This is a genomic window from Affinibrenneria salicis, from assembly GCF_008710095.1.
In genome coordinates this window covers 155,348-175,878 of sequence record NZ_VYKJ01000003.1, presented here as the reverse complement: position 1 = coordinate 175,878, position 20,531 = coordinate 155,348, and the positions used below count along the sequence as shown (strand labels likewise).

Genomic DNA, 20,531 nt, shown 5'->3' with positions numbered 1-20,531 from the left:
ATAGCGCCCGACGCGCGGGCACCCGGGAAGTGAAGATTAAAAAGAGGTCCAGTCGTCGCTGGAGGAAGCCGCGGGCTCCTCTTTAATTACGCTATTGGCCGGACGGGTCGGCAGCGCAGGCGCCGGGGAGGACGCCATTACCACGCGATCGGACGCGCGGACTTCGTTCAGCTTAAAAGCCCGTACCGATTCCGCCAGCATAGAAGCCTGCGACTGCAGCGACAGCGCCGCGGAAGCGGACTGTTCCACCAGCGCCGCATTCTGCTGAGTCGTACTATCGATCTGCCCGACCGCAATGTTAATTTGATTGATGCCGTCGCTTTGCTCGTGGCTGGCCTGCGCGATTTCGCTAATGATATCGTTCACATCCTGCACATGGGTCGTCAGGCCGCCGATATTCTCTTCGGCATTATCCACCAGCTCCATCCCTTCGTGGATCTTGCCGACGGAGTCATCGATCAGCTCCTTAATCTCTTTCGCCGCCGTGGCGCTGCGCTGCGCCAGAGAACGGACTTCACCGGCCACCACGGCGAATCCCCTTCCCTGTTCGCCGGCGCGCGCGGCTTCAACCGCCGCGTTCAGCGCCAGAATATTGGTCTGGAAAGCGATACCGTCAATTACACCGATAATCTCCGCCATACGCTGAGAGGCGTCACGGATACCGCGCATCTTATGCGTGACCGACAACATCACATCGCTGCTGCGTTTGGCCGCATCAGCGGCCTTATTGGCGATACTAGTGGCCTGCTGCGTGTTTTCCGCCGTATTTTTAATGGTTGAGGTCAGCTCTTCCATCGAAGAGGCCGTCTGCTCCAGCGAACTGGCCTGCTCTTCGGTGCGGGCCGAAAGATCCTGGTTGCCGGCCGCAATCTGCGACGAGGCGGTAGTGATACTTTCCGCTCCATCGCGCACCTGACCGACGATCTGCCGCAGGCTGGTATTCATATGCTCCAGCGCCTGCAGCAACATACCGGTCTCATCTTTACCGTGCGCTTCGATCAGCGACGTCAGATCGCCCGCGGCAACGCGGTTGGCTACCAGCAACGCCTGATGAATCGGCCGCGTCACGCTGCGAGCCATCGCCAGCGCAACAACGGTGCCCAGCAGGATACATGCGGCCAGAATTCCCAGCAGCAGCCAGCGGCTAAAACTGTAGGAATGCGCCATGTCGTCCACCGTGGTCTCCATGGCGTCATCCTGATGGTCGATCAGGTTCGTAATGGCCACGCGGTAATCGCTCTGGATACGGTCCATATTGCTATTAAATTCACTCAGCGCCTCAGCTCGCTCGCCCGCCGTCACCAGGCTAATGATTTTCTGCCCTGAGTTCAGAAAATCATTGCGATGGCGCTGAACCTCGGACAGAAGCTGGCGCGACCGCGCATCATCCGCGTTATGCGCATTTTTCTCTATCTTCTGCATTATTTCGCTGATGTTTTTCGAAATGGGCGCGATCTCGGCGCGCACCTCGTTAATTCTATCGTTTCCATCTACCAGCAATAGCTTCTGAAATGCCAGCACGCCGGCATTAACATTATCAATCAGTCTGTTGGAATCAACTGTTTGTGGATAGATGTCTTTCACAATGCTGCGCGCATCGTCATGAAAATCGGACAGCCTCGAAATAGAGACAAAGCTGACAACACAAATCATGAACACGAGCAGGATAAACCAGGCGCCCAGACGAGTGCCGATCTTCCAGTCAGACAAATGCATAACCCGTTCCTTTTTTATTTCATAACAAAATCAATAAGTCACCTTGAGAAAAATAAGCGCGGGATGCCAACGGCACAGGTAATCATGGAGGGAGTTGCTACCGTGAATAACATAAAAAGCGAAGACAGTAACGCCAGAATAATCTCTGCCATCGCAATACAGAAAACACGTTTCACATCACCCGGACGTAATGAATCGAATTCAGAGTAGTTCCGCTGGAATTAACGCCTGAATAATGTCCGGTCAACAGTAACTGCCAGAATAATGCCTATCCGAATTCGTCCGCCCTTATCTCTCTGTGTATCTGAGTTTATCGGCCAGGCATACTGTATCTTTATGGTTTGATCGCTAAAAACATTCAAAAATGACAATAAAGATAGTTTATAGCTATTAATTAAGGCAATTCTATCGTAGAGAACAATAACGCTTCACTGCGTGCGCCCACTGTGAATCGGCGAACGCGTTAACGCCCCAGGCTTACCGCAGGTGAATCCAGCCGAATTCATAGCGAGGAAAGAGAAAATACCGGGACGCCGTCAGGCCGCCGCGCCGCCATATTGATGACAGCGCGCGGATGACATACTGTAGCCATCACAGGCTGTTTAATTTCATCAACATAAAGAGGAAACTCATGTCAGGAATAGAGTTTGACCAACAGGATGAGGATAGCTGGACCTGTTCATCGATCAGAGTCGCCGGGATCGATTTCTGTCTGACATTAAGTTCAGACGACAGACCGGATGATGCGTACACAGAAAACGCGCTGCAAAAAATGGCGGACGTCAACGCCTTGATATTGAAAGCATCGGCGCTGATCCTCGAGAATTACTCTTACCAATATTTCAGACAGTTGGGCGTTGAGGAGTCATTACTCCTTAAAGAAGAAACCCCCGAAGGCATGAGCAAGGCCGTTACCTTACTCTCAGTCTGGTTCCAGGAGCCGTCGTGCGAGAATTTCGAACTGTCCTTTACCGTTCCATGGGATCCACATCACACCTTTGACGTTGAATTCGAATTCGATGAGCCGACCAGTTTCGCGGTCAATGGCTAACCTCCCCTTCTCCCGGGCGACGGCGTTCGGCGGTTTTCGGTCTATAGCCGAAATACTTCGCGTTGCGGGAAGGCGGCAAGCGAGGGACAAATCGTCGGCAACGAATTTGTCCAGCCAGCGGCCGGCCTTCGGTGAGCCTCTCATTAATCCCGATGGGCTTACACAGGCAAGTGATCGGGTGACAAGCCCGCCGCGCTGATTTGAACGTCGCTGGCGGCGGCGCGCGGGTGAGGTCCGGGAACGGGCCGAAAAATTGAGCGCGGCCAACGCATCGGCAACCTGCAGTATGGCGAGTATAATGCCTGGCTGGGCTTCCAATAAACGTTAATATCAAGAGAGAACTGCGTTGAATATCGATAATCCGACGATTAAAAGCCATCGTTTTCTGGCGGAAATGTACCGGGACAACTATTTCCCCGACCTTCTGGTCAAAAAGGGCGAAGCGATTCTGCGGGATCTTTGTATGCAGATTGAAAGCCAAAAACCGGACGACCTCGACGCGTTCTATTCCCTCACTCAGCAGTCGACCGACAGGTTTAATCAACTGGCAGAAGAATTTGATGATCAGGGCAGCGAAATAGAAACCAGCGCCAGAGAGTGTATTGGTGAAGATTTTGTCTTCATCGCCAAAGCCTATGGATTTGAACAATCCGACCCGGAAGAACTGATTGCGACCAGAGACTGGTAAAAGGACGCTATCGTTCAGGCTCCCGCTTGAGGTTCCCTTCAGCGTTTATACGCTAAATAGCTCGAGCCGCAGAACAAACGTAGACGTTTTGATACAGCGCAGAGCGTTGGCGCATTATAGATGAGGCGCATAAATCCGCCTTGTCACGCGGCAAGCGGGGAACAAACCGGCCAGGGCTGATTCGGCCGTTGCTGGCTGCGGCCGGCAGGGATGCGTGGAATAGTTGGACGTAGCCAGTACTGCTGCGTCCTGAAGTATGACGAGTCCAGCTACGTGATGGACCGTTAATGCAGCAAAAGAAAAACAGAGGAATAGGAAAAATGGAAATCAGCGTTGCAACCATATCTGATATTGATGCCATCATGGATCTTCACAAAAAATTTCATATCGACTCAATAGCCGCAGAAGATAAAGCAGATGGTTTTGTCACCACGCTATTGAACAGAGAACAAATGACATCGTTAATTCAGAACGAAAGTGGCGCATTTGTCGCCAGAGACAGCGGCAGGATAGTCGCTTTCGTTTTCGCCGCCTCATGGGCATATTGGTCTAACTGGCCATTCTTTCAATACATGATACAAAGATTAAACGACGTCACCTACCACAATGAAAAGTTAAGCGTTGAAAATTCATACCAGTATGGCCCGATATGCATCGACAAAGCGTACAGAGGCAAAGGTTTATTAAACGATATATTCCATTTTTCCTTAAAACAGATGGCGGAAAGATTCCATTATCTGGTCACGTTCGTTAATAAAAACAACGAAAGGTCATATATTGCCCACAGCAAAAAATTAGGGCTTGATGTGTTGCTCGAGTTTACATTCAATAATAATCAATACTACTGGATGGCATGCAAAACAGATCAGAAAAAATAAGTGCCGCAGCACGGCGATTGCCGCTTACCGAGTATGCGCGAACCGGGAAATCTCGCTGCCGATTGGCCATCCCTATCGCGGATACGTCATCGAAAGAGTGATCGCTTATCCGCAGACGGAAGCGGCGAAATTACCATCATCACGACCCCAAAAATGTACTGATTAGATTTAGGGTGTGTCCCTTAACCTCCCGACATACCAAAAAGTGATGTAGTAATCATTTCCCGAATGTGATCTTTGGTTGAATATTGAGCATTTTCAGGACTATTTTTATCGCTTAACAGCGTTTTTTGCACAGTTATAACCATGCTGATCTGTACAAAAAACAGTTACGGGACACACCCTGGTCTTATTCCAGGAATACGCGTGGCTTAATCCTGCACGATCATAGCGCCAAAAACGGCGCAGCCGATTATTTAAGCAGACAAGTCGGGACGAACGCTCAGCGATGGCACTGCGCTAACTAACCGATATAGAATGCGAGTCTGTGTGAAATGCGCCCTCATTATTGAGCCGGCTATTTCAGGGAGCACAGTGTTTTTAGTCGTTAGCGGCGGAACGGGTTGATCACCCCGGCCGGGAAAGTCTGCCTATCGTATTGGCAAGTAAAACAACCTCACTTTTATGGGTTCTTAGTCTATGAATAAAGCAAAATTAGTACTCCTGATGGTTGCCTCAATGGCGGTTTCAATCACAGGGTATTGCCAGCCGGCCAAAACGCCGAATGAACATGCGGCCAGAATACCGGCGATTAAGCTTATCAATACGCCAGACAACCACTCAGCCTTTATCAAAGGCAGTATTCCGGCGTTAGAAAAAATTTCCGCCCAGAAATTCTGGCTCAGCAACTCTACCGAAGACTGGGAAAAAAATACCCATCCGGCGCCAAGAAAACAGTACGTCATCACGCTAAAAGGCAAACTGCAGTTCAAAGTTAGCGATGGATCTACGTTTACCATCGCACCCGGAACGGTCCTGCTTGCTGAAGATACCGGAGGCGCGGGACATAGCTGGGAAATGGTTGAAGGAAGCGAATGGGTGAGAGTCTATATCCCTATGGTTGACGATAAAGATGACTTTGTTGCCGAAAAACAGTAATAAGACCCGTTGCAGCACCTTAAGTTGCTGACAAAATCGCCGCTGAGGCAGAGAGATGCTACCCCGGCTCACCGAAGGGTATTGCAGGCGCGTTCCTGCCGCCCATCCGGTGAGCCGGCATGAGCGTTATTCAAATGTCCTCCCGGCAAATTTGTCGGCGGCTTAAGCCGCTACGCCTTCCCTCTCGTGCGTAGCGGACCCATCACCGGTGGTAAAAAAACAACATGACAGGCTTCAACAAATCGAGAGGCTTCCGGCAGACTTCATCCGCGCAGGGACCAGACTCATAGGCACGACCTGTTTTTTCGTACCAATACCTATAAAAAACAGCGCCGCTGTTTTTTATTACCCACAAATAACCATCATCTATCCGGCTCACAAATCAGGTCGATATCGCCATAGGCGATGGGCTGCTTGTTGGTTGCCATGGCGAAAATCTTTTAATGTCCTCATGACGGCGTTTATATTTATTTTCAAACCAGGACTGTGTTTTTGATGCCATAGTCATTCCTCGCTATGTCGACAATTTTTTGTTCCGGGTTTATAGACGTTGTAACGGTGGTTAATCGGTAAAGTACACTGACTATGCTGGCAGAAATATCGGGTAAATCCGTCTTTCCACGTTCCACGCTTACGGAAGGAGCTATTTCCTGACCATATTAGAAGGCAACTTAGATAGTGAACGTTATAAAACGCGCCGCTATAAAAAAATGAATTTCATCGATTTTGGCGTCATCATGCAGCCGAATATATTCTGTAAATGATTGGTTTATTGTAATCGAACATGTACTTACTGAATAATAATCTCAACAAAATTATTTTATCCAACAGCCGCCTTCTTTTCTAAATCATTAAAAAATTCACTGCTTATAATTTAATCCTGCCCGCCTTACGGCACTCCGCAATTCATATCTCTGGACAGGAGTGAAAAAATGAAAACGTTATTGCGCACTTTTTGCTCTAAAGCTGATGATCTTACCATCAACTGCTGCCGGCATTAGGTGATTTTTTGTCATGGCGGCATGCAATGAGAAACAAACGATGTTCTTAGTACATTTTAGCTATGTTAATCACCGAATTGAGCTGATGACTTTCAATTAATATAACAAATGTAGTTAAACATTTATGAGAGGGTATTTTGATGAAAAAAGGATTGTTTTTCCTCCTGGCTTTTATGTCAATGAACGTGAGTGCCGAATGCTGGGTTGTAAATAATATAAAAGGGCAGGCTGCTTATAATGAGAACAGCTACCAATTCAAAGATAGTCGTCTTTTAGAAGGAGATATCCACCTTACCATTGCAGAGGGCAATATCAGCATAAAACAAAACGGCACGCTGTATGGTGAGGGTATGAAATTTATTCCTGTTTCAAAAAATGCAATTATTGGTACAGATCGCTCCTTTGGCGACACTATGATTGATAGCTGGGCCATCACTAAAGAAAATAAGGTTCTGTTCTCCAGAATTAATTTAAGTAAAGACACTCCTGAAATGAATTCAACCACAGCATTAGTTGGCGATGTCATTGGGAAATGTTAACTTTTCATTAACTGATACAGTTTGACATCATTAAAAGGCATAAAAATAATTTTTATTTTACTGTGCTCACCGTTGGCAAATTGATTGCTGACGGTTTTCTCTCTGATTAACATTTCCCCAGCGCTCCATTCCCGCCCGATCTATACTGCAAAAATATTCCGTTTCTCAGTAAAAGGGACGCCGTGACGACAAAAATACCGCAGGGCGCTGCATTTTGCCAGGGGAAATCATCCGTGGATAAACGGTTCAACACGCAAAAGATGATGAAATGCACGGTATCGAATATATCGGAATTGATTACAGCCGGCATCGTCTACACAGTACCAACGGCGAGCTAAATAGCTTCGCGCATTGAGGCTTCACTTTTGACCATCCTACAGCGCGTAACTGATGATTACAGGATTAGAATAATCATTAAAAACGTTGATGATAATATCATTGTCACTCAACTGGCAGGGCAAGCGTAGCGCGATTATGCGAAGCTATTTAGGCTGTATCCCGAATTATCTGACCGATGTCAAATCGCACAACTCTGACAGAAGCCAGCAATAAAAACGCACAAAAACAGATCAAAAAAACAAACAAAATTAATGCATTTTTCTCATCGTCTGTCAGCGAAAATGAATTGCGGGACTCAGCCTAAGGCCGGCATAATTTGACAAAAGAAACCCCGTTTAAGGCTGTATCAACCGTTAGCGGGCAAGATCTGGTGGCAATGACACAGAGTGATGCACAGGCTCGCGCCTTATCTTCTTTTCGCGAGCCAAACCGTATGCCCCGAACATTGGGGATCCTCCATCACCATGTCGATAACCTCGAAACCACTCGCATCCAGTAGTACGCGGTACTCTTCCGGCGCAAGGCTTGCATGGAACAACGGCTCACCTTCAAATTGCCCCATTGCGATACCATTACTGGTGCCGCTGGTAAAGATCAGCGCGCTGCCCGGATGACTGTGCTGTGCAAATATCGGGAACATCTTCTGTTGATCCTGCTGGGTTAAATGGAAAAAACTGTCCCATGCGATCAGGCCGTCAAAAGTTTCGTCGAGCGCTAACTCGCGCATGTCCTGCTCCAGCCAACACTGTTCGGGAAAACGCTCGCGAGCACGCGCCAGCATCGCCGTTGCGCCATCAATACCGGTGAGCTGAAAACCCTGTTGAATGAAATACCCGGCAATGGGCTGACCATTACCACAACCGATATCGAGAATACGCCCCCTCGAGCCAATTACGGCGATAAACTTATCCAGCCAGTTTTTTTCAAAAAGTGAGCATGAGCGTTGTCTGGCAAAGGTATCAGCATGCCGCTGGTAGAGGGAAAGAATATTTTTCGCCGCAGGATTGCTCATCATTCTCCCGTCATGTAGCTATTTTTACTGAAAAATGTTAAGTAAAAAATGAATACAGCGTTTCTGAAAATGCAGATGCCAATACATAATACCATTAAATTATTGCGCCTGCTCAGCGCAGAAAGCGGCACGTAATGTATGCTGTCACAGCACGACGCTCACCTCTTTGTCACTGCGCCCCCTGAAGTACGGCGGTCTGTTCTGCCCTGAGCACAACGTTCATAGCCCGGGGGTAATGACTTACAGGCATTACTTTGATAGAAGTATTCACGTCTAAGTGATACGTTTTATGACGGTCACCAGCCCGTGTCCCGCCATTATCTTTATCTGACCAATATAAAATCGCCCCGCCCTGACAGGGGGTCAGCAGTGAAAACGCACAAACACAATTAATGATTTTTCTCATCGTCAGTCAACAAAAATGAATTGTGGGACACAGCCTAAATAGCGTCGCATAATAGCGCTGCAGCTGAGTGCCAACGACATCATGATTAGATTATAATTAACTATTTTCAATGATTATTTTAATTTTTTTATCATCAGTTATGCGCTGCTGCATGGTCAAGAGTGAAGCCTCAATGCGCGAAGCTATTTAGCAAAATTGCCTGCCGATATGGCCAGCAAACAGACCCCATCCGCAAGCATGGAACGGGAAAGGTCAAATTTTCCCGATATTACTGTCAATATTGTCGCCGTACTTTTCAAGTTAACAATCTCTATAACGCCCATCAGCCCGGAACAAAAGAAAAAATTGCCGATGTGGCGATGAATGGTCCCGGGGTTAGAGATACAGGGTAAATTCTGAAAAACGGGATGAACACTGCCATAAGCACATTAAAAAAACGCGCTCCGCGACAGGTAACAAACAAACCCCTTGTCTATGATGCTCTCCCCCTGATCTGTGAACCGGATGAGCAATGGTCATTCGTGGAGAATAAAAAACAGCAGAACTGCCTTTGGTATATGATTGATACTAAAATAAAAAAATAATTACCATGTGTTTATCCCCCGCACGGATGGGACCGGTCGGGAGCATCCCGATTTGTTAAAATCTTTCCATATTGGCAGTTTCACCACCGATGATTGAGGCAACTACGCACGAAAAATAGAGTCGGAAAAATACCTGACGGGTAAGCTAATCACGCAGCGAATTGAGCGGCATAACCTTAATTTATCAATCCACATTAAATAGCTGCGCATATTGATGCTTCACTTTTGACCATGCTACATCGAGTAACTGATGATAAACCAATTTAAATAATCATTAAAAATAGTGAAGCAGGATTGAATCATCATACCGTTGTCACTCAACATGCAGAGGAAAATGTGGCGCTATTATGCGAAGCTATTTAAACATCTGGCAAGGAAAAACCTGCCTTCCCGTTCATTTTAAATACATAAAAAATCATCGTGCTTATATTGAAAAACATCATTGAAACGCATTGAAGTCACACCCTGCTTTGTCAATGCGTTTTATTAAAAATATTTTCAGATAAAGGATTTACTGAAATAGAAAAATGACGTTTAAAACCAACCGGGCGCAATACCCTCTTAGCTTCACTGACAAAGGGAACTCTCAGTTTGGGCGTATTATGGACGGCTACTTTCCATAGATCATCATCCATAAAATTAAACTCAACCGAGTCAGAGGACGTTATTCTTATATTTTTAAAAATCCCAGAACAATACATTGCTCCAATAGTGGCGCAATCAACAGCGACGCTATTAGCGCCTAATCGGATAAGAAATATGTTCAGTGATTCCTCAAAAACAACATCATCAGTTAAAAACAGAAGATAAAGCTCATCATCCATCTTAACCGCAGCTTCCAGCACTTTACCTGCCACCTTAACTCCGGTGACTTTGCCATTCAGCAGCACGGCACATTCTGATGCCTTAAACTGAGTAGCCTCATGGATAATCTGTAATGAAATTGCGTTAGTTACTTCCATTATTACCCCACATATTACCCATTTGCAGCAAGCATACCGCTGACAAAAGCATCCAACACTACGCGCGCAGCAGCAGACATATCTTCCTGAAAAGCAGCAATAGCCGCTAAAACTGCTAAAACTGCTAAAACTGCTAAAACTGCTAAAACTGCTAAAACTGCTAAAACTGCTAAAACTGCTAAAACTGCTAAAACTGCTAAAACTGCGATTTCCCTCTTTTATCCAAAGAACTCAAAAGTGCCGTATTCATACAACGCCTTCGAAAATTTTTTCAGGACAAGTTTATCCTCTTCCTGTTCGACGATTTCGGCCTTAAGGCGGCGAATTTCCAGCTACTGTTCGGGCAGGCGGAGCGCCCTGGAAAAAGCGGTATCCGCCTTATCCTGATAACGTTTTTTCCAGTTGTAGAGCGTGTTCTCTTTGAGATCAGGCTCCTGCGCCATACGAGCGCCAGATTGGCCGCTTTCGGGCAGTAACGCAACGGTTCTGCGCCCGAACTCCGGGGTATATTGTTGTCTTGACATAGTGACCTCGCTTTCGTTGATTGATTTGAAAATACGGTGGGCGCTAAATCAAGGACAGATTATGCCAGTTGCTGCTCACGCTCAGAAGCGGTGCTTTACCGGCTTTGTTTACCGCGCCAGGCGTATAGCGATGAGAGTCATGCAGGCCGGACCCCGAGCGGCTTTGTCCACGTCGATGCGGTTCGCGCGCGCCGGCGCCTGCTGGCGAAACTTCAGAGTATGTTGATTACGGGATCTCTTTTTTACAGATTTTGCTTGCGCCATGGTTCGCCTGTTAATGATTTTACTCGCTTAACAGCGTGTCCACTATTCCTGGGCAAGATCATTGCGTTGCTGCTTTTATGACTTCGCTTGCTTTCACCTGCGTCCCTTCTTGTCGTTCGCTGAAGTCTTTCAATGGATTTACTACCGATTTCAACACGTAGCAACAGCTAAAGTTCAATTTTTGAAAATACGAAGATGAAGGAGGAAAAATGAGCAATCAGGGGGAAAAAAGATGAAAAAACAGGTGAGCCAGAAACAAAAAAAGCCCCTTTCTACGGGACTTTTATGCTGCACTTTATGCAGAGTAAAATCAAAATTCACTTGTAACTTATTGATTTTACTGAATAAGTGGCGGAGGAGTAGAGATTCGAACTCTAGAACCCTTTCGAGTCGCCGGTTTTCAAGACCGGTGCCTTCAACCACTCGGCCACTCCTCCGCAATGGGGCGAACTATAAACAGAGTACCGTAGCTTGTAAAGCATGATTGCGTTCAACTGCCGTAAAAATAGCCTGTTACGCGCCAATAGCATGCAAAATCAACATAATGTTCATAAAAATAGCGAATTGCAGAGTAAAGAAGGGTAAACCATCTTTAATAACGGCAGGCAACTATTTACTCTCTTTAGTTGGATAATGGCCCCCTGATTAAGAGAGAGTCACTGTTATGGATCGTTCTTTTATTGCTACCTCAAGTGAAGGTTCGCTACTCAGCACACACAAAGTGCTGCGTAATACCTATTTCCTGTTGTCCCTGACGCTGGGTTTTTCCGCACTGACGGCAACCCTCAGCACCGCTTTCAATCTGCCGGGACCAGGGCTGATTTTGATGCTGGTCGGTTTTTACGGCCTGATGTTTCTGACTTACAGACTGGCTAACCGTCCAGCCGGGATTTTAGCGGTCTTTGCCCTGACAGGCTTTATGGGGTACACGCTGGGACCGATCCTGAGTTCCTTTATCGCCTCCGGCGCGGGCGACATCATTATGCTGGCGCTGGGCGGCACCGCGCTGGTCTTTTTCTGCTGTTCGGCCTATGTGCTGACAACCCGGAAAGATATGTCTTTCCTGTCCGGCATGATGATGGCGGGCTTTGTCGTGCTGCTGGTAGCGGTAATCGCTAATCTGTTCCTGCAAATCCCCGCGCTGCAACTGGCAATCAGCGCGCTGTTTATTCTGTTTTCCGCCGGCGCGATTCTGTGGGAAACCAGCAATATCATCCACGGCGGCGAAACCAACTATATTCGCGCCACGGTTGGGTTGTATGTTTCGCTCTACAACATCTTCGTCAGCCTGCTCAGCATTCTGGGTTTCGCGCGTAACGAATAAAGCGCGCCCCGGAGAGGGGCCGATATGCACAGCATCAACGCTGGCCTGAAGGGGCGTGGCCCCGGGATGGTCAGGTAACGGGTCAGCGCACAGATAACTGAAGTATGAGGGGATAAACTATCCCTGCCCTCCAGGCCCTGCTTACGCAGGGCCTTTTCTCTTTTTCCCTGCGCGCGATTTTTGTTAAACTCTCCGCCGTTTTCTGATTGCTATTGAGGTTGTATGCTTGAATTCGAAGGCAGGGTTATTGAAACCGACGCGCAGGGCTATTTGAAAAATAGCGCGGACTGGCAGGAAGCGCTGGCGCCGGTGTTGGCCGAACAGGAAGGAATTCAACTCAGCGAAGCACACTGGGAAGTCGTGCGCTTTGTGCGGGAGTTTTATCTGCAGTTTAATACCTCGCCCGCTATTCGCATGTTGGTAAAAGCGATGGCGAAAAAATACGGCGAGGAGAAGGGCAATAGCCGCTATTTATATCGCCTGTTTCCCAGGGGGCCGGCAAAGCAGGCCACTAAAATAGCCGGATTGCCTAAACCGGTAAAATGTATCTGACTAAATAGCTTCGCATAACAGCGCTACATTGGCCTATGCAGGTTGAGTGACAGCGATACTATAATTAAAGCCCGCCTCGCTGTTTTTTATGATTGTTTTAATTCACTTATCATCAGTTACGCATTGTAGCCTGGTCAAAAGTGAAGCATCAATGCGCGAAACGACTTAGTAGCGGATCTGGAAACCGTCATAATCGGTTTTACCATGCGGTTCCGTCAGCACTCTATCGACGTGCGCGCCCCGCGGCCCGCCCTGCTTAATCCAGGCGATTAATTGATCGACGGCCTCGGCGTCGCCGCAGGCGATCACCTCGACGCTGCCGTCATCAAGATTACGAGCATAACCGCTCAACCCCAGTTTTAACGCCTGGCGCTGCGTGTTATACCTAAATCCCACTCCCTGAACAAAACCGTAAACCCAGGCGGCCACTGCGGATATCGCCATTATTTGCTCCTGTTTAAAGCAGGGAACTACTACTGCTCCAGCCCCAGACGGGGAATTTCAATTTTTGGACAGCGATCCATCACCACGGTTAGTCCTGCATTGCCGGCCAGTACGGCGGCCTGCTCATTGATCACGCCGATCTGCAGCCAGAGAACGCGAGCGCCAATAGCAATCGCTTGCTGCGCGACGCCCCAGGCCGCTTCGGGCTGTCTGAACACGTCCACCATGTCAACGGGATGCGGAATCTGATCGAGACTGGCATATACAGTCTGCCCCAGCAGCAGCTGGCCGGCCAGCTTTGGGCTGACGGGAAATACCCGATAGCCTTGCCGCAGCAAATACTCCATCACGCCGAAACTGGGACGGGATGGATTATCGCTGGCGCCGACTAGCGCAATGTTTTTTACCGTGTTCAATACGGCAGCAATATCACTGTCCTTCATGAGAATACCACCCTGCTTATCTCTGCCCATATCCAGTCTTTATCCTTCTGATGCTGCTGAGCGGGCTGCGTTGCTGCGCCCTCTCACCGCCGGGCAAGGACGCCGAATAAACGTCTCGTCAGCGTTTATATTCAGCGCCGGGCGTTGCGCGGCGGCGGCCCTTCCACATGCTTATCTTCAGTGTATCCCACAAACGCGCATCATGAGAAACCTCGCGGACCGCACGTTGTGCAGAATGCTTTCGCCGTCACATCCGCACCGGATTTTTACAAAACGCCGCGCCGCCATATTTTACAAAATGTGTCAGTTTGAAACCTTTGACACACTAAATCAATTGCTCAACAATGACTGGAATTAACGTTTGTTTAGGAAGATGCATGAAACACGGTTTTGTCGCCGCGGGATTCTTGGTTGCCGCTATCAGTACGCCAGCCGTCGCTACAACCCTGAAATTAAGCCCCGAAATCGAACTGATGATTGTTGATGGCAGACAACTGTCCGGTTCGCTGTTCAAAGGCGCGGATAGTCTGGAGCTGGATAACGGGCAGCACCAGATTCTTTTTAAGGTGGTCAGTCCTGGCGATCCGCAGACGACATCCGCGCGGCTGTATCAGTCACAACCGCTCATCACTACGTTCAACACGCAGAATCTTACCGCGGTCAGCATCCGACTGCCGGCACTCGGCAGCGCGCAGGAGCGCCGTCGCTTTGATAAAAATCCGCGCTGGCAATTAGTCGACCAGCAACAACAAGCGGTGCAGGCATCTTACGATCGGCTAAATATCGAGCCCGACGCCGCGGAGAAAAGCAATCCGGCGCAATTGCTGGCGAAATACAACGCATCGGGCAAAGAGGCCTCCGTCGCGGCCTTTGTTAACCCGCGCGACCCCGTCCATCACAGCAAATTGCCCGATATCTGGTCGCATCAGCCGGATGATCCTCTGCCGTCGCAGCCTGCCGATATCCCCGACGCTCAAAACGCGGAGAGCCTGCTACACTACTGGTTCCAGCAAGCCGACAGGGAAACGCAGCAACGCTTCCTGAATTGGGCGCGCGACCACCAGTCCCGATAATTTTCCGCCGGTTTACAGTAAAACGTTTAAATTTCTGATAGCTGTCCGCATTTTTCAGTTTTAACGCTGGTATTAAAACGCAGTTTTCGTAATCTGTGCAAACCACTTTGACGTAAGGAAGTAACCATGGAGCAGACCACTCGCACCATTGCAGCCCGTAAACACATTGCTTTGGTCGCGCATGATCACTGCAAAGATTCCCTGCTGAATTGGGTTGAAAACAATAAAGCCCAGCTGGCTCAGCACGAACTCTACGCTACCGGGACAACCGGTAATTTGGTTCAGTTAAAAACAGGTTTGCCGGTCACCAGCATGCTAAGCGGTCCGATGGGGGGCGATCAGCAGGTTGGCGCGTTGATATCGGAAGGAAAGATTGATGTATTGATTTTTTTCTGGGATCCGCTCAACGCTGTACCGCACGATCCGGACGTCAAGGCGTTGCTGCGTCTGGCCACCGTATGGAATATTCCGGTCGCGACTAATCGCTCAACAGCTAACTTTCTGATAAATTCCGAATTTTTTAATCAACCGGTCGATATTACTATTCCGGATTATCAGAAATATTTAAGATCCCGTCTGCAGTAAGTCGCCGCACAGACTACCAGGTGAGGCCTCCGTGCCGGGCGCCTCACCGGTTAATTCTCGCACATTCCCTGCGCCGCCCCGCTGACCAAAGAAGATAGCCGCCTGGTCGGTATGCGCCTCGCTATGGATGCCGCATACCGGTTTCAAACCTTCGCCGCAGACGCCGGATTACCCCGGTTTGCGCTGAATAGCGACGCCTGATTGCTGCAGTTCGGCAATAAAAACTGACGGTTTGTCCTTATCCTGCATCAGCCAGACCTGATATTTAGCTCTGGTCAACGCGACATACAACAGCCGACGCTCTTCCGCGTGAGGGAAATCCTCCGGCTCCGGCAGCAGTACCTGTTCCAGAATAGATTCCCGCGCCGGCGCGGGAAAACCGTCATGGCCCTCATGCAGCCCGAGAATAATTACGTATTCGGCCTGCTGCCCTTTACTGGCGTGGATGGTCATGAAATCGATCTGCAGTTTCGGCCAGCGCGTCGGCGCTTTCTGCAAAATCTGCGGGCGCAAATGGTGATAGCGCGCCAAAATCAGGATGCGCTCATCCTCTTTAACATAGCCGCTGAGTTTATCCAGCAATGGCTCCAGTTGCTCCTGCGGCAGAATAGCGACGGATTTTTTGCTGCCGCTGGTCAGACTGTTCAACGCCTTTTTGAGCTGATGCGGATTCTGCTGCACAAACTGACTGGCGACTTCGCCAATACGCTGGTTAAAACGATAGGTAGTGTCCAGCGCGCACTGATCGCTGTCACCGAAGTTTTGCGTAAAACGCGTCGTCAGAGAGAGTTCCGCTCCGCTAAAGCGATAAATAGCCTGCCAGTCATCGCCAACGGCGAACAGGCAGGTGCGCGTGTTCTGACGCCGCAACGCCGCCAGCAGTTGCGCGCGCTGGGGTGATATATCCTGAAATTCGTCCACCAGAATATGTTTCCACGGGCTGATAAATCGGCCTTTATCCAGCAAATTAACCGCCTGATGGATCAGGCCGGAAAAATCCACCGCGCCCTCTTCTTTTAACGCTTTTTTCCAGGCTTTCAGCAGCGGCGCCATCAGGCGGATGCGCTGCTGAAACAGCGGACGCAGCGCTTCCGGCGCCCCGGCGATCATGTCATTCTGACTGCCGCCGTGCATACGGATTAAACCCAGCCAGCGTTCCAGCCGACCCGCCAGCCGCTCAGCCAGCTTATCGTCCTGCCAGAATTCGCCTTCGGGCAATGTCCAGCCCAGTTCTTCCGTCAGCCACTGCCGCCATCCTTTCGCCTGTGCTTTCTTTTCTCCGCACTGCTGACGCCAGTGCTGGATCAGCAATGCGCGCCGACTCTGGCTGTTGGTTTCAAGCGCGCTGATCGCCGGCGCTTTATTGCTGCTCTGCCGGATAATATGCAGCGCCAGCGAATGAAAAGTGCGCGCTTCAATCTCTTCGTTATGCAGGCGCGAGACTATGCGCTGATTCATTTCCTGCGCCGCCTGGCGACCAAAAGCCAGCAGCAAGATTTGCTCTGGCGAGGCGGCCTGGCGCAGCAGCAGCCAGGCCGCCCTTGCGACCAGGACGGACGTTTTGCCGCTGCCCGCGCCCGCCAGCACTAACACCGCGTCTTCGCCGTTGACCACCGCCCGGCACTGAGTCGTATTGAGCGGCGACGTCTCCACCGTCTGGAAAAAATCCCGATGCGTTTCCAGCATGGTGTCGGACCAGCGCTGATTGCGCTGGGCGCGTTGTTTTTCGCCCTGATCCAGCCACTGCAGACAGCGGTGATAATCGGCCTGACAGCGTTCAAACTCGCCCAGCCGCTCAGTGGGCAACGGCAGAGACGCAAGGGTGCGACGAATCGCGTCCTGCAACTGACTGAGTTCAGCGCGCCGGAACCAGTCGTCCTGCAGTATCTGCTTATCGATGGCGGCGCCTTGTTCCCGCAGAGCGGCGGCGCTGACCTGACTCATCTCCTCGCTCCATGCCTGCCACGACTGCAGCAGACAGCGATAAAACGCCAGGGTTTCCTGCCACTCCGTACCGTGCAGACGCACCACTTTGGCGGCGGGCAATTCAAACTCCAGCTCACCCCACACCAGCCCGCGCCGACACTGAATATTAATCAGTTGGTTAAAAGGAATCAGGTACTGATGCTTTTCCCCGCTGACTTCCACCCCGGCGTTCAGTAATCTGACCCGGTTATAGGGGTGCTGCGCCAGATGTCGGCCAAGAGCGGTTGATTTAAGTTCCATATCTTTGCGCCATAACGGTGTGCGGTTGCAGTCAAGTGAGGTAGTTTACTGTTACCGGCATTGACGCTCCAGCCTTAAAAACAGGGTTAGAATATCCGCCTGTTTGATGTAATAATCCTTTTTCATCATAGGGTTTTCTTCAAAAGGCTATACAGAGAGAGTTTATGCGTACTGTACTGAACATTCTTAATTTTGTTCTCGGCGGATTTTTCACCACGTTGTCCTGGCTTCTGGCCACGCTGATCAGCATCGTATTGGTCTTTACTCTGCCGCTGACTCGCTCCTGCTGGGAAATTACCCGGCTATCGCTTTTTCCCTATGGCAATGAAGCCGTTCACGTCGATGAACTCTATCCCGACGAGAAAAACGCACTGCTGAATGCCGGCGGCACCCTGCTGAATATCTTCTGGGTTATTTTTTTCGGCTGGTGGCTGTGCCTGGCGCATATCTTCAGCGGCATTGCGCAGTGCCTGACGATTATTGGCATTCCGGTTGGCTTTGCCAATTTTAAACTTGCCGCTATCGCGCTGTGGCCGGTCGGCCGCAGAGTGGTGTCCGTCGAAGAAGCTCAGGCCGCGCGCGAAGCGAATGCCCGCCGTCGCTATCGTTAATCAGCAGTCAGAGGATTGATTTGTGCTTGCTTTTTCATCAGGGATTCGTCGTTATATCTATAACAGCAGCTGGCTTTACAATATTCGTATTTTTATCGCGCTGTCGGTGGCGGCCGCGATCCCCTGGTGGCTGGATCAGCCGACGATGACCATACCGGTGACGCTCGGCGTGGTGGCCGCCGCGCTGACCGATCTGGACGATCGCCTGACCGGTCGCCTGCGCAACCTGTTTATTACGCTGTTTTGCTTTCTTATCGCCTCCGTCTCCATTGAGCTGCTGTACCCCTATCCCTGGCTATTCGCCGCGGGTCTGCTGTTCTCGACCTGTGGCTTTATTCTGCTCGGCGCGCTGGGGCAGCGCTACGCCACGATCGCGTTCGGCGCACTGCTGATCGCGGTCTATACCATGCTGGGCATTTCCCTGTACGACAACTGGTATCAACAGCCGGCGCTGCTGCTGACCGGCGCCCTGTGGTATAACCTGCTGCGCCTGCTGGGTCACCTGATTTTCCCTATCCGTCCTCTGCAGGACAGTATCGCCCAGTGCTACGCACAGCTGTCGCATTATCTCGACGCCAAGGCCAGCCTGTTCGATCCCGATTTGGAAGAAAATACCGACAGGCCGCTGATCGATGTGGCGATGGCCAACGGCGTGCTGGTCGCGACGCTCAACCAGGCAAAAGCCTCGCTGCTGACCCGGCTGCGCGGCGATCGCGGCCAGCGCGGAACGCGCCGTACCCTGCATTACTATTTTGTCGCGCAGGATATCCATGAACGGGCAAGCTCCTCGCACATCCAGTATGCCCGGGTGCGGGAAACGCTGCGTTACAGCGATATTTTGTTTCGCTTCCAGCGCCTGCTGACTATGCAGGCCAGAGCCTGCCAGCAGCTGTCGCAGTCGATCCTGCTGCGGCAGAAATACCAGCACGACGGCAGGTTCGAGCGCGCATTTGTCCACCTTGACGCCGCGCTGACGCGCGCGTCTTCCAGCGTCGATCCGGCGCAAATGAAAGCGCTGCGCTATTTGCTCAATAATCTGCGCGCTATCGATGCCCAACTGGCGACGATCGAGTCTGAACAGGCACTCGAACGGCCAAACGGCGATACTCAGGAAAATCGGCTGGCTGATGACAAGCTCCATGGCTGGAGCGATATTCGCCTGCGTCTCAGTCGCCATTTAACGCCTAAATCGGCGCTGTTTCGCCATGCTATCCGCATGTCGGTAGTGCTATGCCTCGGTTACGCGATCATTCAGGTAACCGGTATGCATCACGGTTACTGGATTCTGCTCACCAGTCTGTTCGTCTGCCAGCCAAACTACAACGCGACCCGGCGCCGCCTGGCCCTCAGGATCATCGGCACCCTCGCCGGGGTTTTAATCGGTCTGCCGGTGCTCTACTTCGTTCCGTCGCTGGAAGGTCAGATGACGCTGATTGTCATCAGCGGCGTGCTGTTTTTCGCTTTCCGCAATGTACAATATGCTCATGCCACCATGTTTATCACTCTGCTGGTGCTGCTCTGCTTCAATCTGCTGGGCGAAGGGTTCGAGGTAGCCGCGCCGCGCGTGCTGGATACGCTGGTCGGCTGCGCGATTGCATGGGCGGCGGTGAGCTTTATCTGGCCCGACTGGCGTTTTCGCGGCCTGCCGGCGATTATCAACAAAACGCTGGACGCCAACTGCCGTTACCTCGATGCCATTCTGGAGCAGTACCATCAGGGGAAAAATAATGCGCTGACTTACCGTATCGCCCGGCGCGATGCGCATAATTCAGATGCGGAACTGGCCTCTGTCGTCTCGAATATGTCGGCGGAACCGCGCGGCACTCAGGACAAGATGGAAAAGGCATTTCGCCTGATGTGCCTCAACCATACGCTGCTCAGCTATATCTCCACGCTCGGCGCCCACCGCGAAAAAATAGAAAACGAGGAGATACTGAAGTTGCTGAACGACGCCGTGTGCTATGTCGATGATGCGCTTCATCACTCTGATGCCGACAGCGAGCAGATTAATCATCGGCTGCGCGCCATGCAGGAGCGAATCCAGAACCTGACGCCGGAACCGGAGAGCAAAGATCAACTGATCCTGCAGCAAATCAGTTTGCTGATCGATTTGCTGCCGGAACTCAATCAATTAAAAAGCGACATGATTAAGCCGATAGAGCCGGCCGACGACGCGGCGGCTTAACCGGCCGGCGCTTAAGTAAGCCGCCC

General features: G+C 50.4%; 21 protein-coding genes and 1 tRNA gene. 14 read left to right on the top strand and 8 right to left on the bottom strand.

All coding sequences use genetic code 11. From position 1 onward, the window contains the following. Nucleotides 1–36: 36 nt before the first annotated feature. Nucleotides 37–1,716 carry a methyl-accepting chemotaxis protein gene (locus tag FJU30_RS07980; protein ID WP_150434445.1) on the bottom strand — a complete coding sequence of 560 codons (1,680 nt, stop codon included), beginning with the start codon at nt 1,714–1,716 and terminating at the stop codon, nt 37–39. Nucleotides 1,717–2,347: 631 nt separating this feature from the next. On the opposite strand from FJU30_RS07980, the gene FJU30_RS07975 reads away from it, so the two are divergent. From FJU30_RS07975 to FJU30_RS07955, 5 genes are all read left to right on the top strand, one after another. After that, nucleotides 2,348–2,767, top strand: coding sequence for a hypothetical protein (locus FJU30_RS07975; RefSeq protein WP_150434444.1), 420 nt, complete (start codon nt 2,348–2,350; stop codon nt 2,765–2,767). A 346-nt stretch (nt 2,768–3,113) separates the two neighbouring features. Then, the gene (locus tag FJU30_RS07970) at nt 3,114–3,455 is read left to right on the top strand and encodes a DUF5713 family protein (RefSeq protein WP_191091547.1); all 342 of its coding nucleotides are present in this window, start codon (nt 3,114–3,116) and stop codon (nt 3,453–3,455) included. Between the two features lie 287 nt (nt 3,456–3,742). Continuing rightward, nucleotides 3,743–4,333: a GNAT family N-acetyltransferase gene (locus FJU30_RS07965; RefSeq protein WP_223881522.1), complete on the top strand. Its 591-nt coding sequence runs from the start codon at nt 3,743–3,745 to the stop codon at nt 4,331–4,333. A gap of 639 nt (nt 4,334–4,972) precedes the next feature. Then, on the top strand, nt 4,973–5,431 hold the full coding sequence (locus FJU30_RS07960; RefSeq protein ID WP_150434443.1) for a cupin domain-containing protein: 459 nt from the start codon (nt 4,973–4,975) through the stop codon (nt 5,429–5,431). Nucleotides 5,432–6,572: 1,141 nt separating this feature from the next. Beyond that, on the top strand, nt 6,573–6,971 hold the full coding sequence (locus FJU30_RS07955; protein ID WP_150434442.1) for a hypothetical protein: 399 nt from the start codon (nt 6,573–6,575) through the stop codon (nt 6,969–6,971). 745 nt (nt 6,972–7,716) lie between these two features. Here FJU30_RS07955 and FJU30_RS07950 read toward each other — a convergent pair. Further along, nucleotides 7,717–8,322, bottom strand: a complete 606-nt coding sequence (locus FJU30_RS07950; protein WP_150434668.1) for a class I SAM-dependent DNA methyltransferase — start codon at nt 8,320–8,322, stop codon at nt 7,717–7,719. A gap of 567 nt (nt 8,323–8,889) precedes the next feature. Between FJU30_RS07950 and FJU30_RS27610 the strand changes: the two genes are divergently transcribed. The 3 genes from FJU30_RS27610 (at nt 8,890) to FJU30_RS27600 (ending at nt 9,514) form a co-directional block, all read left to right on the top strand. Continuing rightward, complete coding sequence (locus tag FJU30_RS27610) at nt 8,890–9,120, top strand: IS1-like element transposase (RefSeq protein ID WP_150434441.1); 231 nt, start codon at nt 8,890–8,892, stop codon at nt 9,118–9,120. Nucleotides 9,121–9,135: 15 nt separating this feature from the next. Next, nucleotides 9,136–9,312 carry an IS1 family transposase gene (locus tag FJU30_RS27605; RefSeq protein WP_150434440.1) on the top strand — a complete coding sequence of 59 codons (177 nt, stop codon included), beginning with the start codon at nt 9,136–9,138 and terminating at the stop codon, nt 9,310–9,312. A 115-nt stretch (nt 9,313–9,427) separates the two neighbouring features. Beyond that, nucleotides 9,428–9,514 carry an IS1 family transposase gene (locus FJU30_RS27600; RefSeq protein ID WP_150434667.1) on the top strand — a complete coding sequence of 29 codons (87 nt, stop codon included), beginning with the start codon at nt 9,428–9,430 and terminating at the stop codon, nt 9,512–9,514. A 271-nt stretch (nt 9,515–9,785) separates the two neighbouring features. Here the strand turns inward: FJU30_RS27600 and FJU30_RS07930 are convergent, their stop codons facing one another. From FJU30_RS07930 to FJU30_RS07920, 3 genes are all read right to left on the bottom strand, one after another. After that, nucleotides 9,786–10,274: a hypothetical protein gene (locus FJU30_RS07930; protein ID WP_150434439.1), complete on the bottom strand. Its 489-nt coding sequence runs from the start codon at nt 10,272–10,274 to the stop codon at nt 9,786–9,788. Between the two features lie 332 nt (nt 10,275–10,606). Continuing rightward, nucleotides 10,607–10,798, bottom strand: a complete 192-nt coding sequence (locus FJU30_RS07925; protein WP_150434438.1) for a transposase — start codon at nt 10,796–10,798, stop codon at nt 10,607–10,609. A gap of 613 nt (nt 10,799–11,411) precedes the next feature. Further along, a tRNA-Ser gene (locus tag FJU30_RS07920) sits at nt 11,412–11,499 on the bottom strand. 227 nt (nt 11,500–11,726) lie between these two features. On the opposite strand from FJU30_RS07920, the gene yccA reads away from it, so the two are divergent. Both yccA and tusE read left to right on the top strand, forming a co-directional pair. Next, nucleotides 11,727–12,386 carry an FtsH protease modulator YccA gene (yccA, locus tag FJU30_RS07915; RefSeq protein WP_150434437.1) on the top strand — a complete coding sequence of 220 codons (660 nt, stop codon included), beginning with the start codon at nt 11,727–11,729 and terminating at the stop codon, nt 12,384–12,386. A gap of 222 nt (nt 12,387–12,608) precedes the next feature. Further along, a complete protein-coding gene (gene tusE, locus FJU30_RS07910; RefSeq protein WP_150434436.1) occupies nt 12,609–12,938 on the top strand; it encodes a sulfurtransferase TusE in 330 nt (109 codons plus the stop codon). Nucleotides 12,939–13,103: 165 nt separating this feature from the next. Here the strand turns inward: tusE and yccX are convergent, their stop codons facing one another. After that, a complete protein-coding gene (gene yccX, locus FJU30_RS07905; RefSeq protein WP_150434435.1) occupies nt 13,104–13,382 on the bottom strand; it encodes an acylphosphatase in 279 nt (92 codons plus the stop codon). A 29-nt stretch (nt 13,383–13,411) separates the two neighbouring features. Continuing rightward, a complete protein-coding gene (locus FJU30_RS07900) occupies nt 13,412–13,825 on the bottom strand; it encodes a CoA-binding protein (protein ID WP_150434434.1) in 414 nt (137 codons plus the stop codon). 377 nt (nt 13,826–14,202) lie between these two features. Here FJU30_RS07900 and FJU30_RS07895 point away from each other — a divergent pair, with 377 nt between their 5' ends. Further along, a complete protein-coding gene (locus tag FJU30_RS07895; RefSeq protein ID WP_191091546.1) occupies nt 14,203–14,898 on the top strand; it encodes a DUF2057 family protein in 696 nt (231 codons plus the stop codon). 126 nt (nt 14,899–15,024) lie between these two features. Beyond that, nucleotides 15,025–15,483: a methylglyoxal synthase gene (locus tag FJU30_RS07890; protein WP_150434432.1), complete on the top strand. Its 459-nt coding sequence runs from the start codon at nt 15,025–15,027 to the stop codon at nt 15,481–15,483. A 168-nt stretch (nt 15,484–15,651) separates the two neighbouring features. Here FJU30_RS07890 and helD read toward each other — a convergent pair whose 3' ends face one another. Further along, nucleotides 15,652–17,709, bottom strand: coding sequence for a DNA helicase IV (gene helD / locus FJU30_RS07885; protein ID WP_150434431.1), 2,058 nt, complete (start codon nt 17,707–17,709; stop codon nt 15,652–15,654). A 164-nt stretch (nt 17,710–17,873) separates the two neighbouring features. Here helD and FJU30_RS07880 point away from each other — a divergent pair, with 164 nt between their 5' ends. Together FJU30_RS07880 and yccS are read left to right on the top strand one after the other, a co-directional pair. Beyond that, a complete protein-coding gene (locus tag FJU30_RS07880; protein WP_150434430.1) occupies nt 17,874–18,320 on the top strand; it encodes a YccF domain-containing protein in 447 nt (148 codons plus the stop codon). Nucleotides 18,321–18,342: 22 nt separating this feature from the next. Beyond that, nucleotides 18,343–20,505 (top strand): YccS family putative transporter, encoded by a 2,163-nt coding sequence (gene yccS / locus FJU30_RS07875; protein WP_150434429.1) that lies wholly within the window; start codon nt 18,343–18,345, stop codon nt 20,503–20,505. Nucleotides 20,506–20,531: the final 26 nt, after the last annotated feature.

Bases quoted from the DNA above. Each gene is read 5' to 3' on its own strand.
- FJU30_RS07980 (WP_150434445.1), bottom strand. From the start codon at position 1,716: ATGCATTTGTCTGACTGGAAGATCGGCACTCGTCTGGGCGCCTGGTTT.
- FJU30_RS07975 (WP_150434444.1), top strand. From the start codon at position 2,348: ATGTCAGGAATAGAGTTTGACCAACAGGATGAGGATAGCTGGACCTGT.
- FJU30_RS07965 (WP_223881522.1), top strand. From the start codon at position 3,743: ATGCAGCAAAAGAAAAACAGAGGAATAGGAAAAATGGAAATCAGCGTT.
- FJU30_RS07960 (WP_150434443.1), top strand. From the start codon at position 4,973: ATGAATAAAGCAAAATTAGTACTCCTGATGGTTGCCTCAATGGCGGTT.
- FJU30_RS07955 (WP_150434442.1), top strand. From the start codon at position 6,573: ATGAAAAAAGGATTGTTTTTCCTCCTGGCTTTTATGTCAATGAACGTG.
- FJU30_RS07950 (WP_150434668.1), bottom strand. From the start codon at position 8,322: ATGAGCAATCCTGCGGCGAAAAATATTCTTTCCCTCTACCAGCGGCAT.
- FJU30_RS27605 (WP_150434440.1), top strand. From the start codon at position 9,136: ATGAACACTGCCATAAGCACATTAAAAAAACGCGCTCCGCGACAGGTA.
- FJU30_RS07930 (WP_150434439.1), bottom strand. From the start codon at position 10,274: ATGGAAGTAACTAACGCAATTTCATTACAGATTATCCATGAGGCTACT.
- FJU30_RS07925 (WP_150434438.1), bottom strand. From the start codon at position 10,798: ATGTCAAGACAACAATATACCCCGGAGTTCGGGCGCAGAACCGTTGCG.
- yccA (WP_150434437.1), top strand. From the start codon at position 11,727: ATGGATCGTTCTTTTATTGCTACCTCAAGTGAAGGTTCGCTACTCAGC.
- tusE (WP_150434436.1), top strand. From the start codon at position 12,609: ATGCTTGAATTCGAAGGCAGGGTTATTGAAACCGACGCGCAGGGCTAT.
- yccX (WP_150434435.1), bottom strand. From the start codon at position 13,382: ATGGCGATATCCGCAGTGGCCGCCTGGGTTTACGGTTTTGTTCAGGGA.
- FJU30_RS07900 (WP_150434434.1), bottom strand. From the start codon at position 13,825: ATGAAGGACAGTGATATTGCTGCCGTATTGAACACGGTAAAAAACATT.
- FJU30_RS07895 (WP_191091546.1), top strand. From the start codon at position 14,203: ATGAAACACGGTTTTGTCGCCGCGGGATTCTTGGTTGCCGCTATCAGT.
- FJU30_RS07890 (WP_150434432.1), top strand. From the start codon at position 15,025: ATGGAGCAGACCACTCGCACCATTGCAGCCCGTAAACACATTGCTTTG.
- helD (WP_150434431.1), bottom strand. From the start codon at position 17,709: ATGGAACTTAAATCAACCGCTCTTGGCCGACATCTGGCGCAGCACCCC.
- FJU30_RS07880 (WP_150434430.1), top strand. From the start codon at position 17,874: ATGCGTACTGTACTGAACATTCTTAATTTTGTTCTCGGCGGATTTTTC.